Source organism: Janthinobacterium sp. FT14W (assembly GCF_009208755.1).
Taxonomy (GTDB): Bacteria; Pseudomonadota; Gammaproteobacteria; order Burkholderiales; family Burkholderiaceae_D; genus Janthinobacterium; species Janthinobacterium violaceinigrum.
Genome location: NZ_WFLL01000002.1, coordinates 175,224 through 194,257, shown reverse-complemented (window position 1 = coordinate 194,257; position 19,034 = coordinate 175,224). Strand labels below are relative to the sequence as shown.

Annotated in this window: 16 protein-coding genes and 1 riboswitch; of the genes, 8 read left to right on the top strand and 8 right to left on the bottom strand. The window is 65.0% G+C overall.

Annotated features, from left to right (window positions below; all coding sequences use genetic code 11):
- The first annotated feature begins 31 nt into the window (after positions 1–31).
- Both GCN74_RS03075 and GCN74_RS03070 read left to right on the top strand, forming a co-directional pair.
- A complete protein-coding gene (locus tag GCN74_RS03075; protein WP_152255302.1) occupies positions 32–853 on the top strand; it encodes a substrate-binding periplasmic protein in 822 nt (273 codons plus the stop codon).
- A gap of 7 nt (positions 854–860) precedes the next feature.
- Entirely contained in the window at positions 861–1,718 is an 858-nt protein-coding gene (locus tag GCN74_RS03070) for a DMT family transporter (RefSeq protein WP_152255301.1), read from the top strand.
- Here GCN74_RS03070 and GCN74_RS03065 read toward each other — a convergent pair.
- Complete coding sequence (locus GCN74_RS03065; RefSeq protein WP_226938842.1) at positions 1,715–3,625, bottom strand: CocE/NonD family hydrolase; 1,911 nt, start codon at positions 3,623–3,625, stop codon at positions 1,715–1,717. The two genes, GCN74_RS03070 and GCN74_RS03065, sit on opposite strands and share 4 nt — an antisense overlap.
- A 351-nt stretch (positions 3,626–3,976) precedes the next feature.
- On the opposite strand from GCN74_RS03065, the gene trpS reads away from it, so the two are divergent.
- From trpS to GCN74_RS03045, 4 genes are all read left to right on the top strand, one after another.
- Positions 3,977–5,053 (top strand): tryptophan--tRNA ligase, encoded by a 1,077-nt coding sequence (gene trpS, locus GCN74_RS03060; RefSeq protein WP_226938841.1) that lies wholly within the window; start codon positions 3,977–3,979, stop codon positions 5,051–5,053.
- 119 nt (positions 5,054–5,172) lie between these two features.
- A complete protein-coding gene (locus GCN74_RS03055; RefSeq protein ID WP_152255299.1) occupies positions 5,173–6,762 on the top strand; it encodes a pyridoxal-dependent decarboxylase in 1,590 nt (529 codons plus the stop codon).
- Positions 6,763–6,810: 48 nt separating this feature from the next.
- Positions 6,811–6,885: riboswitch (Fluoride riboswitch) on the top strand.
- Positions 6,886–6,983: 98 nt separating this feature from the next.
- Entirely contained in the window at positions 6,984–8,219 is a 1,236-nt protein-coding gene (locus GCN74_RS03050; protein WP_152255384.1) for a voltage-gated chloride channel family protein, read from the top strand.
- A 2-nt stretch (positions 8,220–8,221) separates the two neighbouring features.
- Positions 8,222–8,953 (top strand): class I SAM-dependent methyltransferase, encoded by a 732-nt coding sequence (locus tag GCN74_RS03045; protein ID WP_152255298.1) that lies wholly within the window; start codon positions 8,222–8,224, stop codon positions 8,951–8,953.
- 6 nt (positions 8,954–8,959) lie between these two features.
- Here the strand turns inward: GCN74_RS03045 and GCN74_RS03040 are convergent, their stop codons facing one another.
- Positions 8,960–9,517 (bottom strand): helix-turn-helix domain-containing protein, encoded by a 558-nt coding sequence (locus GCN74_RS03040; RefSeq protein WP_152255297.1) that lies wholly within the window; start codon positions 9,515–9,517, stop codon positions 8,960–8,962.
- Positions 9,518–9,568: 51 nt separating this feature from the next.
- Between GCN74_RS03040 and GCN74_RS03035 the strand changes: the two genes are divergently transcribed.
- Positions 9,569–10,474 carry a DMT family transporter gene (locus GCN74_RS03035; RefSeq protein WP_152255296.1) on the top strand — a complete coding sequence of 302 codons (906 nt, stop codon included), beginning with the start codon at positions 9,569–9,571 and terminating at the stop codon, positions 10,472–10,474.
- On the opposite strand, the gene GCN74_RS03030 is transcribed toward GCN74_RS03035, so the two are convergent.
- From GCN74_RS03030 to GCN74_RS03005, 6 genes are all read right to left on the bottom strand, one after another.
- The gene (locus GCN74_RS03030; RefSeq protein WP_152255295.1) at positions 10,471–11,412 is read right to left on the bottom strand and encodes a cupin-like domain-containing protein; all 942 of its coding nucleotides are present in this window, start codon (positions 11,410–11,412) and stop codon (positions 10,471–10,473) included. The two genes, GCN74_RS03035 and GCN74_RS03030, sit on opposite strands and share 4 nt — an antisense overlap.
- A 52-nt stretch (positions 11,413–11,464) precedes the next feature.
- Positions 11,465–12,457 carry a chemotaxis protein CheB gene (locus GCN74_RS03025; RefSeq protein WP_152255294.1) on the bottom strand — a complete coding sequence of 331 codons (993 nt, stop codon included), beginning with the start codon at positions 12,455–12,457 and terminating at the stop codon, positions 11,465–11,467.
- A gap of 260 nt (positions 12,458–12,717) precedes the next feature.
- Complete coding sequence (locus GCN74_RS03020; RefSeq protein ID WP_152255293.1) at positions 12,718–13,461, bottom strand: DNA-binding protein; 744 nt, start codon at positions 13,459–13,461, stop codon at positions 12,718–12,720.
- Positions 13,462–13,614: 153 nt separating this feature from the next.
- Complete coding sequence (locus GCN74_RS03015) at positions 13,615–14,232, bottom strand: LON peptidase substrate-binding domain-containing protein (RefSeq protein WP_152255292.1); 618 nt, start codon at positions 14,230–14,232, stop codon at positions 13,615–13,617.
- A gap of 67 nt (positions 14,233–14,299) precedes the next feature.
- Entirely contained in the window at positions 14,300–15,538 is a 1,239-nt protein-coding gene (locus GCN74_RS03010; RefSeq protein WP_152255291.1) for a DEAD/DEAH box helicase, read from the bottom strand.
- 152 nt (positions 15,539–15,690) lie between these two features.
- On the bottom strand, positions 15,691–17,895 hold the full coding sequence (locus tag GCN74_RS03005; protein ID WP_226938840.1) for a TonB-dependent receptor plug domain-containing protein: 2,205 nt from the start codon (positions 17,893–17,895) through the stop codon (positions 15,691–15,693).
- Positions 17,896–18,179: 284 nt separating this feature from the next.
- On the opposite strand from GCN74_RS03005, the gene asd reads away from it, so the two are divergent.
- The gene (gene asd / locus GCN74_RS03000; RefSeq protein ID WP_152255289.1) at positions 18,180–19,028 is read left to right on the top strand and encodes an archaetidylserine decarboxylase; all 849 of its coding nucleotides are present in this window, start codon (positions 18,180–18,182) and stop codon (positions 19,026–19,028) included.
- Positions 19,029–19,034: the final 6 nt, after the last annotated feature.

Below are 19,034 nucleotides of genomic sequence, written 5' to 3'. Positions count from 1 at the left end.
GCCCGGCATTCGATGGTGAGCAAGGATGGGTATGACTGACTTTTATTCCAGCGCCTGGCGACGAACCGTGGCCGTGCTGGTGCTGGCGCTGCCGTCGCTGGCCGGTGCGCAATGCTCGCGCGACATCCAGGTGCCCGTCTCGGCCATCGGCGCCAGCGTGGTGGTCAATGGCGCCAGCATCGGCGGCATCTATCCCGACCTGCTGCGCAGCATGGGCACGCGCCTGGGCTGCAATTTCATCTTCACGGCCGTGCCGCGCGCCCGCCTGGAAGCGATGTTCGAGGCGGGCAAGGCGGACTTGCTGATGCCGGCCAGCAGCACCTTGCGGCGCGACCAGCATGGCCTGTTCATCCCCATGCTGGGCAGCCGCCCCCTGCTGATCTCGCTGCAGGGCGCGCGCGCGCCCATCAACACCATGCAGGAACTGATCGAGCGGCGCGAACTGCGCGTGGCGCTGGTGCGCGGCTACGACTATGGCGCACCGTACCAGGCGCTGGCAAAGGAACTGAGCAGCCAGGGACGCCTGTTCTACGAAGTCGATGCGCTGTCCGTGGCGCGCCTGATGCAGAGCGGCTTCATCGACGCCACCATCATGGCGCCCACCATCCTGGCCGGCGTGGCGCAAAACGATGCGCGCGTATATGGCCTGGCCGACCGCCTGCGCCTGGAAGCGCTGCCGGAATTACCGTGGGGCATGAGCGGCATCTACCTGTCGCGCAAGTCGCTGACGGCGGAAGACCAGACGACCTTGCGCGACCTGCTGGAAAAGGCGGGCCGCTCGGGCTCCCTGATGGACGCCTTCCAGCGCCATCACCGCCAGGAACTGCTGTCGCTCAGCATACGCCCCCGCTAAGGCTGGCATGTCCGGTTCTGTCGTCGCCGTCGTCCTGTTTGCCGCCCTCCTGCACGCCAGCTGGAATGCCATCGTCAAGTCGGGCAAGGATACCTTTCTCAGCACGGTGCTGGTGTCCGCGGGCGCCGCCCTGATCTCGCTGGCCGTGCTGCCCTTCGTGCCTGCGCCGGCGCCCGCCAGCTGGCCCTACCTGGCCGCCTCGGCCGTGGCGCAGCTGGCCTATTACTCGCTGCTGGCAGCCGCCTACAAGGCGGGCGACATGAGCCACGCCTATCCCCTGATGCGCGGCAGCGCACCGTTGCTCGTGGCGCTGGCCAGCTGGCCGCTGATCGGCGAACGGCTTTCTTTCATGCAGATGGGCGCCGTCGCCTGCATCTGCGCGGGCATCTTCGGCCTGTATGTTGCCGCGCGCACGCCCGCCATCGGCAGCCTGCCGAGAAACACGGGACGCGCCACCGCCTTTGCACTGGGCAACGCCTGCGTCATTGCCAGCTATACCCTGATCGATGGCATCGGCGTGCGCCTGTCCGGCGCGCCGGCCGCCTACACCATGTGGATTTTTGTATTGAACGGCGCGGGACTGCTGCTGTGGACGGCATTGCGCCGCCCCGCCGACCTGCTTGCCTATGCGCAAACGCAATGGCGCCTGGCCGCCGTTGGCGGCTTCGGCACCCTGGCGTCGTATGGCCTGGCCCTGTGGGCCATGACGCAGGCGCCCGTGGCTGCCATCGCCGCCCTGCGCGAGACGTCGATTCTGTTCGCCATCGCCATCGCCGCCCTGTTCCTGCGCGAAAAAATCAGCCCCCGCCGCTACCTGGCCATCGGCCTGATCGCGGCGGGAGCCATCCTGATGCGAATCGCTTAGCGCGCGTCGAGCGGCGCTATCGGCAACTCGATGGCGCTGGCAGCCCCTGCCGCGTGGTACACGCGCTGCGTCGCCTTTCTATAATGGCCGGGGTCGGCCAGGAAGATGTTCGGCACGTAAATTTGCGGATTGCGGTCGTACAGGGGGAACCAGCTCGACTGCACTTGCACGGCGATGCGGTGGCCGGGCAGGAAGACGTGGTTGGCGTTCGGCAAGGCGAAGCGGTAGCGCTCCACCTTGCCAGCCGGTATCGGCGTCGGGTGCTCGAAGCTGTCGCGGTAGCGGCCGCGGAAGATATCCATCGCCACGCCCAGCTGGTAGCCGCCCATGGCCGGCTGCGACGGCACTTCGTCCGGATACACGTCGATCAGTTTCACCACCCAGTCGGCGTCCGTGCCGCTGGTGGCGGCGAACAGGTTGACCATCGGCGCGCCGGCGATGCGCACGGCCGTCTTCAACGGTTCGGAAACGTAGCTGAGCACGTCCGTGCGGTCCGCATAGCCGCGCTGGTCGCTGACCAGCCATGGCTTCCACACGTCGGCGTCGGTGAGGCGCACGGGACGCGCCACGAAGGGCACGGGTTTCGCAGGATCGGCCACGTACTCATCGAAGGCACCTTCAGCCGCATCCGCAACGCCCGATGGTGCCGCAAAACCCAGCTTGGAACCGTCCTGCAGGTAGATCGGCGTCAGCTTGGTGTCGCAGGTCTCGCAGGCCAGCGGCCATTGCTGCAGGCGCTGCCACTGGTTGGTGCCGCTCTGGTACGACACCACGGGCGCCGTGTTCGCGTCCGGCGCGCCATCTTTCAGGTATTGATTCAGGAATGGCTGCATGACTTTTTCGCGGAACTGGCGCGCCGTATCGCCGTCAAACTTCAGGGCGCCCAGGCTGGAACCGTCATAGTTGACGCCGCTATGGCGCCACGGGCCGATGGCCAGGTAATTGAGGTTGTTGCGCTTGTCGCGCCCCTCCATCGCCGCGTAGGTGGCGTAGGGGCCATAGATGTCTTCCTGGTCCCACTGCCCCACCACGTGCATGGTGGGCACGATCAGCGGGCGCTTGGCCAGGATCTTGTCGAGTGCCTGTTCTTGCCAGTAACTGTCGTAGGCCGGGTGCTCGAACAGTTTTTTCGTGTAGGTCAGCTTGTCGATGCCGAATTTCTTCGCGTAATCGCCGGCCGAGCCGATGCGCAGGTACGCGTCGTACTCGTCGTACACGCCCAGTGCGGGCGCCTCGGCGCTGCCGCGGGCGCTCGTCTGCCAGGCCAGGTAGGACAGGCTGGGCATGCGGAAGGCGCCGTTATGGAACCAGTCGTCGCCGCGCCAGCCATCGACCATGGCGCTCATGGGGATGGCCACCTTCAGGGCCGGATGCGGGTCGACCAGGGCCATCAGCACCGTATGGCCTTCATACGAGGAACCCAGCATGCCCACCTTGCCATTTGTTTCCGGCACGTTTTTCACCAGCCAGTCGATCGTGTCCCACGCGTCGGTGACGTTGTCCACCTTGGTATGGTTCAAGGGCCCGCGCACGGGGCGCGTCATCACATAGTCGCCTTCCGAGCCATGCTTGCCCCGCACGTCCTGGAACACGCGGATGTAGCCGTTCTCGACCAGGGTGTCGTCGCCCTGCGGCAAGGTCGCCAGCATGCTGGGGCTGGCCGCGCGCTGGGCGCGGCGGGCCGCGTTGTACGGCGTGCGCGTGAGCATGATGGGCGCTTTCTGGGCGCCTTTCGGCACGACGATCACCGTGTACAGCTTGACGCCGTCGCGCATGGGGATCATCACCACGCGCTTGACGTAATCGTTCAGGTCGGGCATCACCAGCTTGGCGCCGATATCGGGCGTCATGGGCGGCGTTTGCGCCAGCACGGGCGCAGCAAATAGGGAACTGATAACAAGAGCCAAGCCGGTGAGCCGGACGGGGGACGAAACGCGCATACTGTTCTCCAATGGATTCATGCCACGCAAAAGTGGCCGAACGGCAATAGTACCCGGAAAGCAAGTCCTGCAGAAGGCCAGCCTCTGACGCAGCGCAGCAGATAAATCCGGGCGCAAACTTGACAGAACGCGTGCGAACTGCAACCATAACGCCATGAAATTTATCCCGTCACAACACGCCTGCTTGAATTGGTGGTCCCGCTCACTCCGCGCGGCCACTGCATAGTGATGTGATCATGATCAACGCCGCCTCGATCGGTGGCGTCACAGGCTTCAGCCTCGCTCATCCCCGATGCAGGCGGCTCGAAAGGAAACTTGATGAGCTTGCCGAATACCCCAGATACTCCCGACACCGATAACACCCCGGCCGCGCCCCTGTCGGCTGCCGCCATCGCTTCGCAATCCGTGATCCTGACGGGCGACCGCCCCACCGGTCCCTTGCACCTGGGCCACTTCGTAGGCAGCCTGCGCGACCGCGTCGCCTACCAGAACAGCTACAAGCAATTCATCATGCTGGCCGATGCGCAGGCGCTGACGGACAATATGGAAGACATCGACAAGGTGCACCGCAACGTCGTCGAAGTGGCGCTCGACTACCTGGCCGTCGGCATCGACCCGACGAAAACGACGGTGTTCATCCAGTCGCAAATCCCGGAACTGGCCGAGTTGACGTTTTACTACCTGAACATCGTCACCGTGGCCCGCCTCGAACGCAACCCCACCGTCAAGGAAGAAATCCGCCTGCGCGGCTTCGAGCGCGATATCCCGGCCGGCTTCCTGACCTACCCGGCCAGCCAGGCGGCCGACATCACGGCCTTCAAGGCGGGCGTGGTGCCCGTGGGCGAAGACCAGATCCCGATGATCGAACAAACGAATGAAATCGTGCGCCGCTTCAACCGCATGTATAACCGCGAAGTGCTGATGGAATGCAAGGCGCTGGTGCCGGACATCGGCCGCCTGCCCGGCATCGACGGCAAGGCGAAGATGAGCAAGTCGCTGGGCAACACCATCAACCTGGGCGCGACCCCGGCCGAAATCACGGCTGCCGTGAAAAAAGTGTACACGGACCCGCTGCACCTGCGCGTGGAAGACCCGGGCCACCTGGAAGGCAACGTGGCCTTCACTTACCTGGACGCCTTCGATCCGGAAAAAGCGGCGCTGGCCGAGATGAAAGCCCACTACGTGCGCGGCGGCCTGGGCGACAGCATCGTCAAGAAACGCCTGGACGTGGTCTTGCAGGAATTGCTGGCGCCGATCCGCGCCCGCCGCGAAGAGTTCGCCAAGGACAAGGGCCAGGTCATCCAGATGCTCAAGGAAGGCACGTTCAAGGCCCGCGAAGTGGCGGCCCGCACGGCCGATGAAGTCAAGTCGGCGCTGGGTCTCAACTATTTCTGACCGCCGCTAGCAATAGCAAACTGATGCGCCCAGGCGGAGTCGGGTAAAATCCCGCTTCCGCCTGGGCGCAATTCGTTTGTCACCGTGGCATCAGCAATCCGTAAAGAAGACAACGCGCCATGACCGATAACCCTATCGAACAGCTGCTGCAGCAGCATTTTTCCATCGATGCGCTGCAACAGGCGCCCGCGCCCCTGCAGCAGGCGCTGCGCATGCTGGGCGGCTGGCTGGCCGCCGGGCGCGCCGAGCCGTATCCGCACACGCCGTATGCGGAACTGCTGACGCAACTGTCCGACACCCGCCTGCCCGCCCACGGCATGCCCGTGGCGGAGTTCCTGCAGGAACTCGACACCACCGTGCTGGCCAATACGGCCCAGCTGAACCATCCCCAATACATCGGCCACATGACGCAGGCCCTGCCCTGGATCAGCGTGCTGGCCGAGGCGTTTACGGCCACCCTGAACCAGAACCAGGTCAAGATCGAGACGGCATACGTGTCGACCCTGATCGAAAAGCAGATCCTGGGCTGGCTGCACCGCCAGGTCTACCAGCAGGCCGACAGCGTCTACACGCAGGCGATGGCCGCCACCAGCGGCGCACTGGGCAATGTCGTCAACGGCGGCACCATGGGCAATTTGACGGCCCTGGCCGTGGCGCTGGAAAGCCAATTGCCCGGCACGCGCAAGCGGGGCCTGTTTGCCGCCATGCAAGAATCCGGTCACGCCGGGCTGGCCGTGATCGGCTCGGCCCGCAGCCATTATTCCGTGAAAAAGGCGCTGGCGACCCTGGGCCTCGGCGAAAACGCCCTGCACCTGGTGGCCGTCGACCGCGACAACCGCATCGACGTCGCCGCGCTGGAAGCCACCATTGCCGACTTGAAATCGCGCAATATCAAAGTCGTCGCCATGATCGGCATCGCCGGCACGACGGAAACGGGCGCCATCGACCCGCTGGCCGCCATGGCGGCCATCGCGGCACGGGAAGGCATCTGGTTCCATGTGGATGCGGCCTGGGGCGGCGCCCTCCTGATCGCGCAACAGTACCGCCCGCTGTACGACGGCATTGCCCTGGCCGACTCCGTCGTCATCGACGGGCATAAACTGCTGTGGGTGCCGATGGCGCAAAGCATGGTGCTGTTCAAGGACAGCGCCAGCCTGAACCTGCTGAAACACAACGCCAACTACATCTTGCGCGACAACTCGGGCGACCTGGGCCAGACCTCGCTGGAAGGCTCGCGCCGCTTCGACGCCCTGAAACTGTGGACCTCGTTCAAGGTGCTGGGCGTGTCCGGCTACACCACCTTGCTGCAACAGGCGGCCACCCTGTCCGGCCAGTTGCAGGACTTGCTGGCCGACCAGCAGGATTTCGAACTGCTCACGCGCTCGGACACCTTCATCCTGACCTACCGCTACGTGCCCGCGCATTTGCGCCAGCGCATGGAGGCCTTGCTGGCCGGCGGCCAGGCGGAGGCGGCAACGGAGCTGAACAAGCAGCTGAACACGCTCAACGCCAAGCTGCAAAACCGGCAGAAGGCGCAGGGCCACAGCTTTGTGTCGCGCACGGTGCTCGAATCGACGCGCTACCCTGGTCCTACCAACGTGCTGCGCGTGGTCATGACGAATGTCAAGACGCGCCCCCACCACCTGCGCGCCATCCTGGCCGAACAGCGGGCCATCGGGCAGGCGCTGGTGGCCGAACTGGGCTTGTAGAAGGCTATTGTTAAAATTCAATAGTGCCCATCGCCCGGCAGTGCTAGAATTTCCACCGGAGATGGCATTCCTCCCACGCAACTCTGCGTGAACCGCCCTCGGGCTGATGATGCCTGCACACTTTCCTGGATAGCCGGAAAGTTGCAGGCATGCGCCCGGCGCCTATGCAGCTTCCGCCACCTGTCCAGGTTCGGCCCACACCAGACGACTGGACACGCATGATGACCCGCCTCACCGCCCTCGCCGATCTATTGCTGCATCTGCTGAAATGGCTGCTGCTCGCCTTTGCCGTGGCCGTCCTGGCCGGCACGGCCTCGGCCGGCTTCCTGTTCGCCCTCGACTGGGCGACCACGACCCGCCTGGCGCACGCCTGGCTGATCTGGCTGCTGCCCGTGGCGGGCTTTGCCGTCGGCTGGCTGTATCTACGCTACGGCAATAGCGTGGAAGGGGGCGCGAATCTGCTCATCGATGAAATCCACGATCCGCAGAAAATCATCCCCCTGCGCATGGCGCCGCTGGTGCTGGGCGCCACCGTCGTCTCGCACCTGTTCGGCGCGTCCGTCGGGCGCGAAGGCACGGCCGTGCAGATGGGCGGCGCGCTGGCGGACCAGCTGACCAAATTATTCCGGCTGGACAATGAAGACCGCCGCATCATCCTCATGGCCGGCATCAGCGCCGGCTTTGCTTCCGTTTTCGGCACGCCGCTGGCGGGCGCCATCTTCGGCCTGGAAGTGCTGGCCATCGGCCGCCTGCGCTACGAAGCCATGCTGCCCTGCCTGGCTGCTGCCGTCATCGCCGACCAGGTGGGCTTGCTGTGGGGCGTGCAGCATGTGCATTACGCCGTACCCGGCATTCCCGCCATGTCCGCCTGGACCTTGTCCGCGATGGTCATCGCAGGCGTGCTGTTCGGCGTGACGGGGAAACTGTTTGCGCAAGCCACGCACGGCTTGAGCGGACTGATGAAACGCTGGATCGCCTACCCTCCCCTGCGTCCGCTGGCGGGCGGCCTCGTCGTCGCCCTCGCCGTGTGGCTGCTGGGCACGGATCGCTACATCGGCCTGGGCATTCCCAGCATCGTCGATGCGCTGCAGGGGACGCTGCCCGCCTGGGATTTCCTGGGCAAGATGGCGTTTACCATCGTCTCGCTGGGCACCGGTTTCAAGGGCGGCGAAGTGACGCCATTGTTCTTCATCGGCGCGACCCTGGGCAACGCGCTGGGACCGCTGCTGCACCAGCCCGCCGTCCTGCTGGCCGCCATCGGCTTCGTTGCCGTGTTTGCGGGCGCGGCCAACACGCCCATCGCTTCGACCCTGATGGCCATGGAACTGTTCGGCGCCGAGATCGGCGTCTATGCGGCCATCGCCTGCGTGGTGGCTTACCTGTTTTCCGGCCATGCGGGCATTTACCGGGCGCAACGCAGCGGCCACGCCAAGCGCACGCCCCACAAGGAACCCTAGCCATGACCCAGAACATCTACGACAACGACGCCTTCTTCACGGCCTACAGCCAGCTGCCCCGCTCCGTCGGCGGCCTGGAAGCGGCACCCGAATGGCCGGCCCTGCGCGCCATGCTGCCTGCGCTACCCGGCAAAAGCGTGCTCGACCTGGGCTGCGGCTATGGCTGGTTCTGCCGCTGGGCTGCGGAGGCGGGCGCGGCCCGGGTAGTGGGCGTGGACGTGTCGGAAAAGATGCTGGCGCAGGCAGTCGGCATGGGCGAACACCCGGCCGTCAGCTATGCCAGGATGGACCTGGAACAGCTTGCCTTGCCGCCGGCCAGCTACGACCTCGTCTACAGCTCGCTGGCATTCCATTACATCGACAATTTCGCGGCCTTGCTGGCCGCCATCCGCCATGGCTTGAAACGGGGCGGCAAGCTGGTGTTTTCCATCGAGCACCCGATCTTCATGGCGCCGCGCCAGCCCGGCTGGCTGACGGATGCGCAAGGCCGCAAGCGCTGGCCCGTCGACAGCTACCAGCAGCAAGGCCCCCGCGTGTCGGACTGGCTGGCGCCCGGCGTGATCAAGCAGCACCGCACCATGGGCACGACCATCAATGCGCTGCTGCAAGCGGGTTTCCAGCTGGAGCACGTGGCGGAATGGGGCCCCAGCGATGACCAGGTCGCCCTGCAGCCGGCGCTGGCGGAGGAACGCGAGCGGCCGATGCTGCTGCTCATCGGCTGCGGCCTGGCGTAGCCCCCTTCAGCTGGCCACGTTGCGGGTAAACCGCAAGGCGGACGCCCCCGCATTCACGTAGGCGTACGCTTGCGCGCTGCTGAACACGAAAAAATCGCCCGTGGCCAGCGTTCTCGTCCCGGCCGCCAGCTCCAGCTGCAGCTCGCCTTCCAGCACGTAGAGCATTTCGCTGAATCCGGCCGGGTCCGCTTGCGCATCGTAGCGTTCACCCGGCGCCAGGGTCCACGACCACAGCTCCACCTGGCGGCTGGCGGGCGCGGCGCCCAGCAGCACGGCCTGGCTGGCCTGCGATGCGCTTTGCCACATCAGCACGCGCAGGCTGTCGTGCGGCTGCCGCGGCGGTTGCACCAGGTCGACAAAGGCCACGTTCAGCGCGGCCGCCACGTGGTCGAGATTGGCCAGGCTGATGTTGGTGCCGCCCGCCTCCACGCCGTTGACCATGCGCCGGCTCAGGCCCGACTGACGCGCCAGCTCGTCCTGGCTGAGGCCGGCGGCCAGGCGCAAGCGCCGCAGATTTTTGGCCAGGTGTTCCAGCACACCACCGGCCTCGGCTTGACTGCGCAATATATTGCTCCTATGATGATGGGAAATATTTTGCTCATAGCATAGCGCCCCATGAAAACACACGCAAGTCCCCCGCCCGCCCTCGGCCTGCCCGAACTGGCCCTGATCGCCATCACCTTCATCTGGGGCGGCACTTTTCTTGTCGTGCAACATGCCGTGACGGCCAGCGGTCCGCTGGCCTTCGTGGCGGCCCGCTTTGCCGTGGCCGCCAGCATCGGCGCCCTGATCTGCCGCGGCCAGCTGAAGCAGTTGAGCAAGGCCGAGTTACTCACGGGCATGGCCATCGGCGTGAGCATCTTCGGCGGCTACGCGCTGCAAACCTATGGCTTGATGCATATCACGAGCAGCAAGTCGGCCTTCATCACGGCCTTCTATGTGCCCATCGTGCCGCTGGTGCAATGGCTGGCGTTCAAGCAGCGGCCCCGCCCTGCCGTGTGGGCGGCCGTGGCGCTGGCTTTCGCGGGATTGGTACTGCTGACGGGCACGGGTGGCTTGAGCATGGCATTTGGCAGCGGCGAGCTGATCACGGCCGTGGGCGCCATCGCCATCTCGCTGGAAATCATCCTGATCAGCCGCGTCTCGCCGCAGCTGAACATCCTGCGCGTGACCATCGTGCAGCTGGCCACGGCATCGCTGATCGCCATGCTGCTGATGCCCGTGATGGGCGAAGCGCCGCCGGCCCTGAGCCGGACCTTCATCCTCAGCGTGCTGGCGCTGGGCTGCGCCAGCGCACTGATTCAATATGTGATGAACTGGGCGCAAAAGCGCATTTCCGCGACGAAAGCCACCTTGATCTATGCGGGCGAACCCGTGTGGGCCGGCGTCATCGGGCGCATCGCCGGCGAGCGCCTGCCGGCCCTGGCCATCGTGGGCGCGGTTCTGATCATTGGCGCGGGCATCCTCAGCGAGTGGCGGCCGAAGCGCCTGCGCGCCGACGGCAAGGTCATCGAGCCCTAGGATTGCGCCTCGGTGCGCCGCAGCGCCGCATCCCCATGCAGGGCAAACGGCACGGCCCTGGCCCAGCGGTTCGAGGACAGCGAGAACGTCAGCGCGCGCACCTGGTGATACCAGCCGGCGGGCACGTACAGCATATCGCCCGGTTCGACGATGCATTCGATCATGCTGGCCTGGCGCGCCAGGGGAAAGCGCTCGAAATCGGGCGCTTCCGGGTCGAAGGGGGAACCGAACAGGATGGCGTTCGCCTCGCTGGGATACAGGAAGGCGTCGTGGTGCGGCGGTGACAGGATGATGCGCTTGCGGCCCCACACTTGCGCGAAGATATTGTCGTCGTAATCGCAATGCAAAGGCGTGACCGTGCCGGCCGGCCCCACCCAGAAGCGCGGCGGGCCCATCTTGTCGAAATAGGTGGGCCAGTGGCACAGGCGGTTCAATTCGCGCAATTCCAGGTTGCCCAGGTAGGGCGGCAACGCATGGTTCCCCCCTTCCACCAGGTCCAGGTATTGCCCCATCGACATGTCCTGCATGGCGCGGTCGGGCGCAAACGCCGTGTTGATGTAGTCGCCCACCCGCGCACGCACGGGCACGTGGCTGAACTGCTCGCGCAAGACCTCGGGCCCCAGCGCAGACAGGGGCCAGCGCTGCACCAGCCCCCGCATCAGGAAGGGCAGGCCTTGCGCGGCGCGCGCGCGGAAGGCGGCGGCGTCCAGCATGCCCAGGCGCGGCACGGCGCTGATGGTCGGCAAACCGCGCGCCGCCTGCTTGATGGCTACGCGCATGGCGTCGATGGACGCGACACCGCGCACCTGCGCATCCTTGTGTTCGCGCGCCAGGGCCGCTTCGGGCGAGCTGAATTCGGCTGGCGGCCTGGGCGGCAGCGCGCGGGGCACGATGGGGCTGGCCGCACGCTGGGGCGGCACTTTTTTCTCTACAGACATAAACCTTCTTTGCGATCGGACGCCGCGCGGCATGGCGCGGCAATGCGCCATTTTAAGCCAGCAAGGCCCGTTTCAGCACCTCGGCCTGCTCTCCCGCCTGACGCGCCTTCTCCGCGTAGTCGCCGGCCATGCCCGGATGCAGCCAGGCCTGGGCCTTGGCGGCCAGGTTCAGGTACAACTTTTCCTTTTCCTGCAAGGCCCTGACGGCGGCCCAGATAGCGTCTTCCGCCTTGTCATGCTGTAACTCGCCGAGCACGTGCGCCGTGAAACTGTGGCCTGTGTGGCAGCGGAAACGCTGCGGCTGCTGGCCGTGCAATTCCCACAAGGTGCCCTGGCATTCAGGACAGGTGAAAGTGGATGGTGCGGCAATTTTTTCCAGTTGTTCCATGTTCCCCACTCCACGGGCAAAACGGTTTTCCACAGCGATCCACTGGGGCGCAGGCTGCAGGGGCGGTACTGCCTTGAGCGCCGCCGGCTTGCCGCTGGCCAGCGCCAGCAGGGCTGGGCCGATCTCGGCGGCTGGCAGGCGCCAGTCCACCTCGACATGGTCGATCGCGCTTTGCGGCATCGACGGCGCCGCCGCGTCCTGCGGTTCCTGCACCAGCGCCTTGCCGCCGCAAGCCTTGATGGCCTGCAAGCCCGCCGTGCCATCGTCGAGGTGGCCGCTGAGGATCACGCCCACCACTTTCGCTCCGAAAGCGGCGGCGGCACTGCGAAACAGGGGATCGATGGCGGGACGCGTATGGTTTTCCTTGGGACCGCGGGTCAGTTCGACCATCGCCCGGCCGGCCAGGTTGGCAACGAGCATGTGCCGGTCCGGCGGCGCCAGCAGGATGCGTCCGGCGTGCACGGGTTCGCGCTCTTCGGCAAAGCGCACGGGCAAGGCGGAAGTCTTGCCGAGAATGTCGGGTAAAAGGCTCTTGCGCGCCCCCACATGCGCAACCACCAGCACGGGCGCCGGCAGACTGGCAGGCAAGGCGGCAAAGATGGCAGACAGCGCTTCCACGCCGCCCGCGGAAGCACCGATGAGTATCAAGGCCTGCATGCCAGCCCCTTTCGCGCCAGGTCCAGCAGCCATTCTGCTGCGCCCTGAATCGCAATTCCGTGCGCCGTCTAACACTGGGCCCCATGAAAGCATGACACTCCACGACGCATCGACGCCTGACAAAACCGTCACGAGCGGAATGTAGAGGTGGCCGAGAAGCGCCCCCGTACTTTAGTACGGAAGCGCCGAGCCGGGGGCGTCTAGCCGGTGAGCATCGCAGGCCGCAAAGCGCGACGCGCAGCAGGTTTGCTCAGGCGTCCTCAGACCGGTGTTTTGAAGATGGGATCGACGATGAACTGCTGCGCCTTGATGCGCAAGGTACGCTCTTCGTCCAGCTCGGCGCGCGTTTCGCCCAGCTCTTCGCGTTCCGCTTCCAGTTCCAGGCGCACCGTGGCCAGTTCCGTTTCCACGCGCGTCAGGCTTTCCAGCTTCAGCTGGGCCTGGATCAATTCGGCGCGCGCCGCTTCGGCAGCCTCTTCCAGGCGTGGGATGCCTTCGAGCTTGAACTGCGCCTTGGCCAGGTCCATGCGCGCCTGCTCGGCCGCCTCTTCCAGGCGCGGCAAGCCTTCCAGGCGCAGCTGCGCCTTGGCCAGGTCCGTGCGGGCCTGGTTCGCTACTTGCCGCTCGCGTTCGAGTTCTTCGCGCAAGGTTTCCAGCTCGCCCGCCTGCAGGTCGAGCAACTCTTGCTGGCGCTCGTTCTCGCTGGCCAGGTCCATCAATTCCTGTTGATTGTCGTTCATCTCGGCTTCATGCGCGCTGTGGCTGGCGCTTAATTCCTGTCCTACATAATCGAGGATGGCTTGCTGCAGCACGGGCGACAGTTCGGCGGCGGCCGCGATCTGGCGCTGCGCGCCCGCCTTGCGGCGCTGCAGCAGCTTGCTGATGGTGCCCAGGCAGGCGCCGTTGCCCAGCCGTTCGCGCAAGGCGCGCACCGTAATGGCCTGGCCTTCGCCCGCCATCGCTTCCATTGCCGCATTGATCTGTTCCGCGCTTACTTTTGCCATTGTCGTGTGCTCTTGAATGTTACTCAGGGTCATCTGGGACTATCTTGCCCAGGGGCATCATCTTATGCCAGCGGCGGCAAAGCGTAAAGTATTTCTCAATAGAAATTGCAATTGCACAACGGAACCGTGTGCAAACATGCGGCTTCCGCTGTTTTACTCTTCCAGCAAGCCGTTTTCCGTAAGCATGTCCTGCACCAGTTCCAGGCGCAGCACGGGATTGTCCTGGCTCAGCAAGAGTTGTTTTTGCATGGCGTTCAGGGACAGCAGCTCGCACCAGCGGTTCGCCACCCAGCCGCATTCGTCCAGCCGGTATGGGGCTTGCAGGGGCATTTGGTCGGGGGGAATCTTTTGCTCCTGCAAGGTGCGTATCAGTGCGCCCAGCGCGTCGGCCACGTTTTGCTGCTCTTGCGGGATGGGAATGGCTTTATCGGGCGGCAAGGTTTCAACCTGCGCCATCCACAAGCCATGCTTGAGCTGTCCGCTGGAGACGATGTGGAAGCGCTGCATGCCCATGCATTTGATTTGCAGCAAGCCAGACAGGGGCGCGGACCAGTCGATGACACGCGCCAGCGTCCCCACGGGCGCCAGGGTTTCCTGCTGGCCCGGCTTGCGCACTTCCGCGCCGTCCAGCAGTTGCACCACGCCGAACGGCTGCTCGCCCATGATGCACTGGCGTATCATGTCCAGATAGCGTACCTCGAAGATCTGCAGGGGCAGATAGCCATCGGGATACAGCACCGTATTGAGCGGGAACAAAGGTATCGAGGTCATAGGCGCATGATGGCACGAATGGCATATCCGTGCAGCGCGCCTTGCCCTGCCTGGCCAACTTCCCCGCTTACTTGTAGAAGCGGCGTTTTTTCGCCCGTTCGGCCGCCTTCGGCGCCAGCACCTTGACGAGCTTTTTCTGGATGGCGCCGCCGGCGGACGTGCCCGGCACGCGGTGTTCCGCCTCGTAACCGGGCTCTTCGCTGCGTTTGAGGGTTTGGCGCGTCAGCGCTTCCACGGCCGACAGCAGTTCCACCTCGTCGGCGCAGACGAGCGAGATCGCTTCACCCGAGGCGCCCGCGCGGCCCGTGCGGCCGATGCGGTGGATATAATCTTCCGCCACGGTGGGCAAGTCGAAATTGACGACGACGGGCAGTTGATCGATGTCCAGGCCACGGGCGGCCACGTCGGTTGCCACCAGCACCTGCACCTCGGCAGATTTGAAGCGGGCCAGCGCGCGCAAACGGTTCGGCTGGGTCTTGTCGCCGTGAATCGAATCGGCGCGCACGCCCTGCTCCAGCAAGGTAGCGACCAATTGCTCGACGCCCTTGCGCGTCTTGACGAAGACCAGGATCTGGCCCCAGCGCTTTTTCTTCAGCAGGTGCAGGAAGAGTTCCGGCTTGCGTTTCTTGTCGCACACGATCACCGACTGCTTCACGGCCTTGACCGTGCTGTTGCGCGCGCTCACTTCCACCGAGACGGGATCCTTCAGCATGGTCTTGGCCATGGCGCGGATGGCGTCCGAGAAGGTGGCCGAGAACAGCAGGGTCTGGCGCTGCTTGGGCATGGTCATCAGCAGCAGATCGAGTTCGCGCTCGAAGCCCAGGTCCAGCATGCGGTCCGCTTCATCCAGCACCAGGGTCTGCACCTGCTCGAACTTGACGGCGCCCTGCGTCTGCAAGTCCAGCAAGCGGCCCGGCGTGGCCACCAGCACGTCGAGGCCCTTGCGCAATTTGCTGATCTGCGGCTCGATGGGCACGCCGCCATAGGCGACAAAGCTGCGCAGCGGCAAGTTGCCGCCATAGCTGCGGAAGCTGGCATAGACTTGCTCGGCCAGTTCGCGCGTGGGCACCAGCACCAGCACGCGCACGCACTGGGGCGCCACCACGCCAGCCAATGTCAGGCGCTGCAGCAGCGGCACGGCAAAGCCGGCCGTCTTGCCCGTGCCCGTCTGGGCGGCGGCCATCAGGTCGCGTCCGGCCAGCACGGCAGGAATCGCTTGCGCCTGCACGGGCGTGGGCTTGGCATAGCCGAGCTCGTCAAGTTTGCGGACCAGGGGATCGATCAGGCCGAGGGAGGAAAACGTCATGGGGAAAGCAATCTTGGCAAAGTAAAAGGTGGCGCGCACGGACTGGCCGTGCGCGCGATTGCCGAGATTATAGGCCAGCGGGGATGCCGGCCGGGGTTTTCAGCACGAGAGTGCCAAGCAAGCGGCAAGTACGCCGCAAGCAGGCAGCGCCGTCAGAACTTCATTTCCAGGGTGGCGCGCGCCTGGGGCGAGCTGGGCGAAATACTGTTGCGGATGATCGTGCCGCTGGCGTCCGCATACGAGGTGGTGCTTTCGAAGTCCTGCGCCAGCAGGTTGGAGACGGCCAGGCGCAGCTGGTTCTTCGCATCGAATTTCCACAGCGCATAGATGTCGAGGTCGCGCCGCGGCGACGTGTAGGCGCTCTGGCGTTCGGTGATGCGCACGGGGCCGCCATTGCGGAAATTGAAGCTGCCGCCCGTGGTGAGCATGCCATCGGGCGTCTTGTAGTCGAGGCCAAAGTTGCCGCTGACGGGCGTTTGCTGGTCGAGCCGGTTGTCCGGCCCCGGCACCTGCTCCACCTGCGACCAGTTGCGGCTGACGCTGGCGCGCAAGTCGATGGCCGGCACGGGCGCGGCCAGCACGGCGCGCAGCGGGAACTTCGCTTCCAGTTCCAGTGTCTGCGTATTCGCGCGGCCATCGTTGACGGGCGTGGACACCCAGCGCTCATTGATGAACAGCAAGCCCTGCCGCGTGTAGCCATCGATGCGGCGGGCCGAGGCGCGCGCGCTGAGCAAGGCGCCTTCGGCCCAGTAATGCTCGTACGAGGCGTCGATGCCCAGCGCCAGCTCCGGTTTCAGATACGGATTGCCTTCGCGGTCAGGGTCCGTCTGGCTATTGTTGGTCGAGGTATTACGGCGCGGAATCAGGCTGGACGTGGGCTGCGCCTTGTAGGTGCGCGTCAAGGCCAGGCGCACCTGGTCGCCCTTGGTATCGGGCAACTTCCACAGGGTTTGCAGCAGCGGGCTCCACACGCTGGTACGCTGATTTACTTCGTCGTAGGTATCGCCCGCGCTGCGCGTATCGATGCCTTCCCAGCGCACGCCCGCATACATGGACCAGCGCGGCGTGATTTCCCAGTCGTCCTGCACGTACAGGGCCAGGCGCTGGATGGTGGCGTCGAAGCCTTCATCGCTGTTGACGGGCGGACGCGCGCCCGGCGCGTCCAGGGCCGCTTCGCGCTGCCGGCGCGCTTCCTCGCGCTCCGTGTAGGCGCCATTCCAGCCCATGGACAAGGCATGGCCGGGCAGCAAGGGCGCGGAATACTTGCCGGTCGAGCTGATGCCGTTTTCCGTCGCCTTCACGCCCACCTTGCGTTCGAGCGCCAGGCCGCTGCCATCGATAAAGCCCTGCTGCAGGCTGTCGGAGGTATTGCGGGCAGCCGAGGCGCCAATTTTCAGTTCCAGCCTGGCGCCGCCGTCCAGCTTGTGCACCCACGTCAGGTCGCTGCGGCCGAAGGCATTGTGGTTGCTGGAGCTGCCCGTGTTGGTATCGTAATCGGGGCGCAAGCCCAGTTCCGTCTCGGCGCGGCTGATATTGCGGTGGTTCGAGCGCCCCCCGTTGAAGAAGAATTGCGCCGTCAGGCTGTCGCCGCCGGCCAGCACCCAGTTCAGGCGCGGCGACAGGTTGATGCCTTCCGGGCGGCCATCGCCCGTGCCGCTGGTACGGCGCAGCAGGTTTTGCCGGCCGTCGGGCGCGTAGCCCAGTTCCAGCCCGGGATTGTCGTAATGATAGTCGTAGCGATACAGCGAGCCGGCCAGCGAATACGAGAAATTGCCGTCGCGGTCGGACAATTGCACGTTGACGCTGGGCGAAAAGCTCACGTCGCTGCCCTGCACGCCCAGCTTGAGCTCGCGCTGTGCCGTTTTCACGGCCTTTTTCAGCACCACGTTGATGGTGCCGGCGATCGACTGCGTGCTGTACTCGGCGCTGGCCGCGTGCAAGATCTCGATGCGCTCGATCACGTCGGGCGACAGGGTGTCGAGCGAAAAACCGGCCGGCGCCCGTTCGCCGTTGAGCAAAATCTGCGTGTAGCCGCTGCCCAGGCCCCGCATGCGGATTTCGCCGCCCGAGCGCCCGGCCGCGCCGGACACGGTAATGCCGGGCAGGCGCTTGAGCACGTCGGTGACATTGCTGTCGCCATACTTGAGGATTTCCTCGCTGCTCACGATCATCTTGCTGGCCGTATCGTCGCGGCGGGGATCGTAGCCGCTGCCCTTGACTTCGACCTTTTGCATGGCGGGCGCGGCGGCCTTCTCGGCCTTTTCGGCCTTCAGCGGCGCAGAAGGGGCAACAGCGGCAGCATCGGTATCGGCTGGCGTTTCGGATTGCTGGGCCTGGGCATCCCAGGCGAGTAACATAGCGGAACAAAGAACGGTAAGGCGTAGGCAACGGCGTGGCATCATGACCTGGCTGAAAAAGTTGGCTGAATAAAAATGGCTAAAAGCTAAAAAACAGGCCGCCGTATTGTGCTGCAATTTTTTCTGACTGGCACAGTTTCCTGAAAATATTTCCTACAGCAAATTAAATTCGGTGGCAGACTGCGATACGCACCCTTGCATACGGCGCATATCATTGCGCGCCACATCGCCGCTATAATGCGTTTTCATCATGATTCCCATCACCCCGTCAAAGGCTTCCCATCGTGTCTGACCGTCTTGCCGTTTTGCCTCAATATCTGCTGCCCAAGGGAGCGTTGACCAACTTTGCCGGCCGCATCGCCGGTGCCAAGGGCGGCGCCATGACCACGCGGTTGATCCGCTGGTTCGTCGGCCGCTACAACGTCAACATGGATGAGGCGCTGGACCCGGACATCACGCACTACGCCAGCTTCAACGACTTTTTCACGCGCGCGCTGCGCCCCGATGCCCGTCCGCTGGCCAAGGCCGATTACGTGTGCCCCGTCGATGGCCGCATCAGCCAGTTCGGCACGATCGACAAGGACCAGATCTTCCAGGCCAAGGGCCACCATTTCAGCACCACGGCCCTGGTGGGCGGCGATGCGGCCCTGGCGGCCCGGTTCGAACACGGCAGCTTCGCCAATCTGTACCTGAGCCCGCGCGACTACCACCGCATCCACATGCCCTGCGATGGCCGCTTGACGCGCATGATTTATGTTCCCGGTGAACTGTTTTCCGTCAACCCGACGACGGCGCGCGGCATTCCCGGCCTGTTCGCCCGCAACGAGCGCGTCGTCTGCGTGTTCGAGACGGCCAACGGCCCCTTCGTCATGACCCTGGTGGGCGCCACCATCGTCGGCAGCATGGCCACCGTCTGGCACGGCGTCGTCAACCCGCCCCGCACGGGCCAGGTGCGCGACTGGAGCTATGTCAACGACAACGTGGTGCTCAAGCAAGGCGAAGAGCTGGGCCGCTTCCTGCTGGGCTCCACCGTCGTCATGCTGTTCCCGCAAGGCACAGTCAATTTCAATGCCAACTGGCAACCGGCCGGCCCCGTGCAGCTGGGCGAAGTCATGGGCAAGCTGCCCAGGTAAGGCGGC

Bases quoted from the DNA above. Each gene is read 5' to 3' on its own strand.
- GCN74_RS03075 (WP_152255302.1), top strand. From the start codon at position 32: ATGACTGACTTTTATTCCAGCGCCTGGCGACGAACCGTGGCCGTGCTG.
- GCN74_RS03070 (WP_152255301.1), top strand. From the start codon at position 861: ATGTCCGGTTCTGTCGTCGCCGTCGTCCTGTTTGCCGCCCTCCTGCAC.
- trpS (WP_226938841.1), top strand. From the start codon at position 3,977: ATGAGCTTGCCGAATACCCCAGATACTCCCGACACCGATAACACCCCG.
- GCN74_RS03055 (WP_152255299.1), top strand. From the start codon at position 5,173: ATGACCGATAACCCTATCGAACAGCTGCTGCAGCAGCATTTTTCCATC.
- GCN74_RS03050 (WP_152255384.1), top strand. From the start codon at position 6,984: ATGACCCGCCTCACCGCCCTCGCCGATCTATTGCTGCATCTGCTGAAA.
- GCN74_RS03045 (WP_152255298.1), top strand. From the start codon at position 8,222: ATGACCCAGAACATCTACGACAACGACGCCTTCTTCACGGCCTACAGC.
- GCN74_RS03035 (WP_152255296.1), top strand. From the start codon at position 9,569: ATGAAAACACACGCAAGTCCCCCGCCCGCCCTCGGCCTGCCCGAACTG.
- GCN74_RS03030 (WP_152255295.1), bottom strand. From the start codon at position 11,412: ATGTCTGTAGAGAAAAAAGTGCCGCCCCAGCGTGCGGCCAGCCCCATC.
- GCN74_RS03025 (WP_152255294.1), bottom strand. From the start codon at position 12,457: ATGCAGGCCTTGATACTCATCGGTGCTTCCGCGGGCGGCGTGGAAGCG.
- GCN74_RS03020 (WP_152255293.1), bottom strand. From the start codon at position 13,461: ATGGCAAAAGTAAGCGCGGAACAGATCAATGCGGCAATGGAAGCGATG.
- GCN74_RS03015 (WP_152255292.1), bottom strand. From the start codon at position 14,232: ATGACCTCGATACCTTTGTTCCCGCTCAATACGGTGCTGTATCCCGAT.
- GCN74_RS03010 (WP_152255291.1), bottom strand. From the start codon at position 15,538: ATGACGTTTTCCTCCCTCGGCCTGATCGATCCCCTGGTCCGCAAACTT.
- GCN74_RS03005 (WP_226938840.1), bottom strand. From the start codon at position 17,895: ATGTTACTCGCCTGGGATGCCCAGGCCCAGCAATCCGAAACGCCAGCC.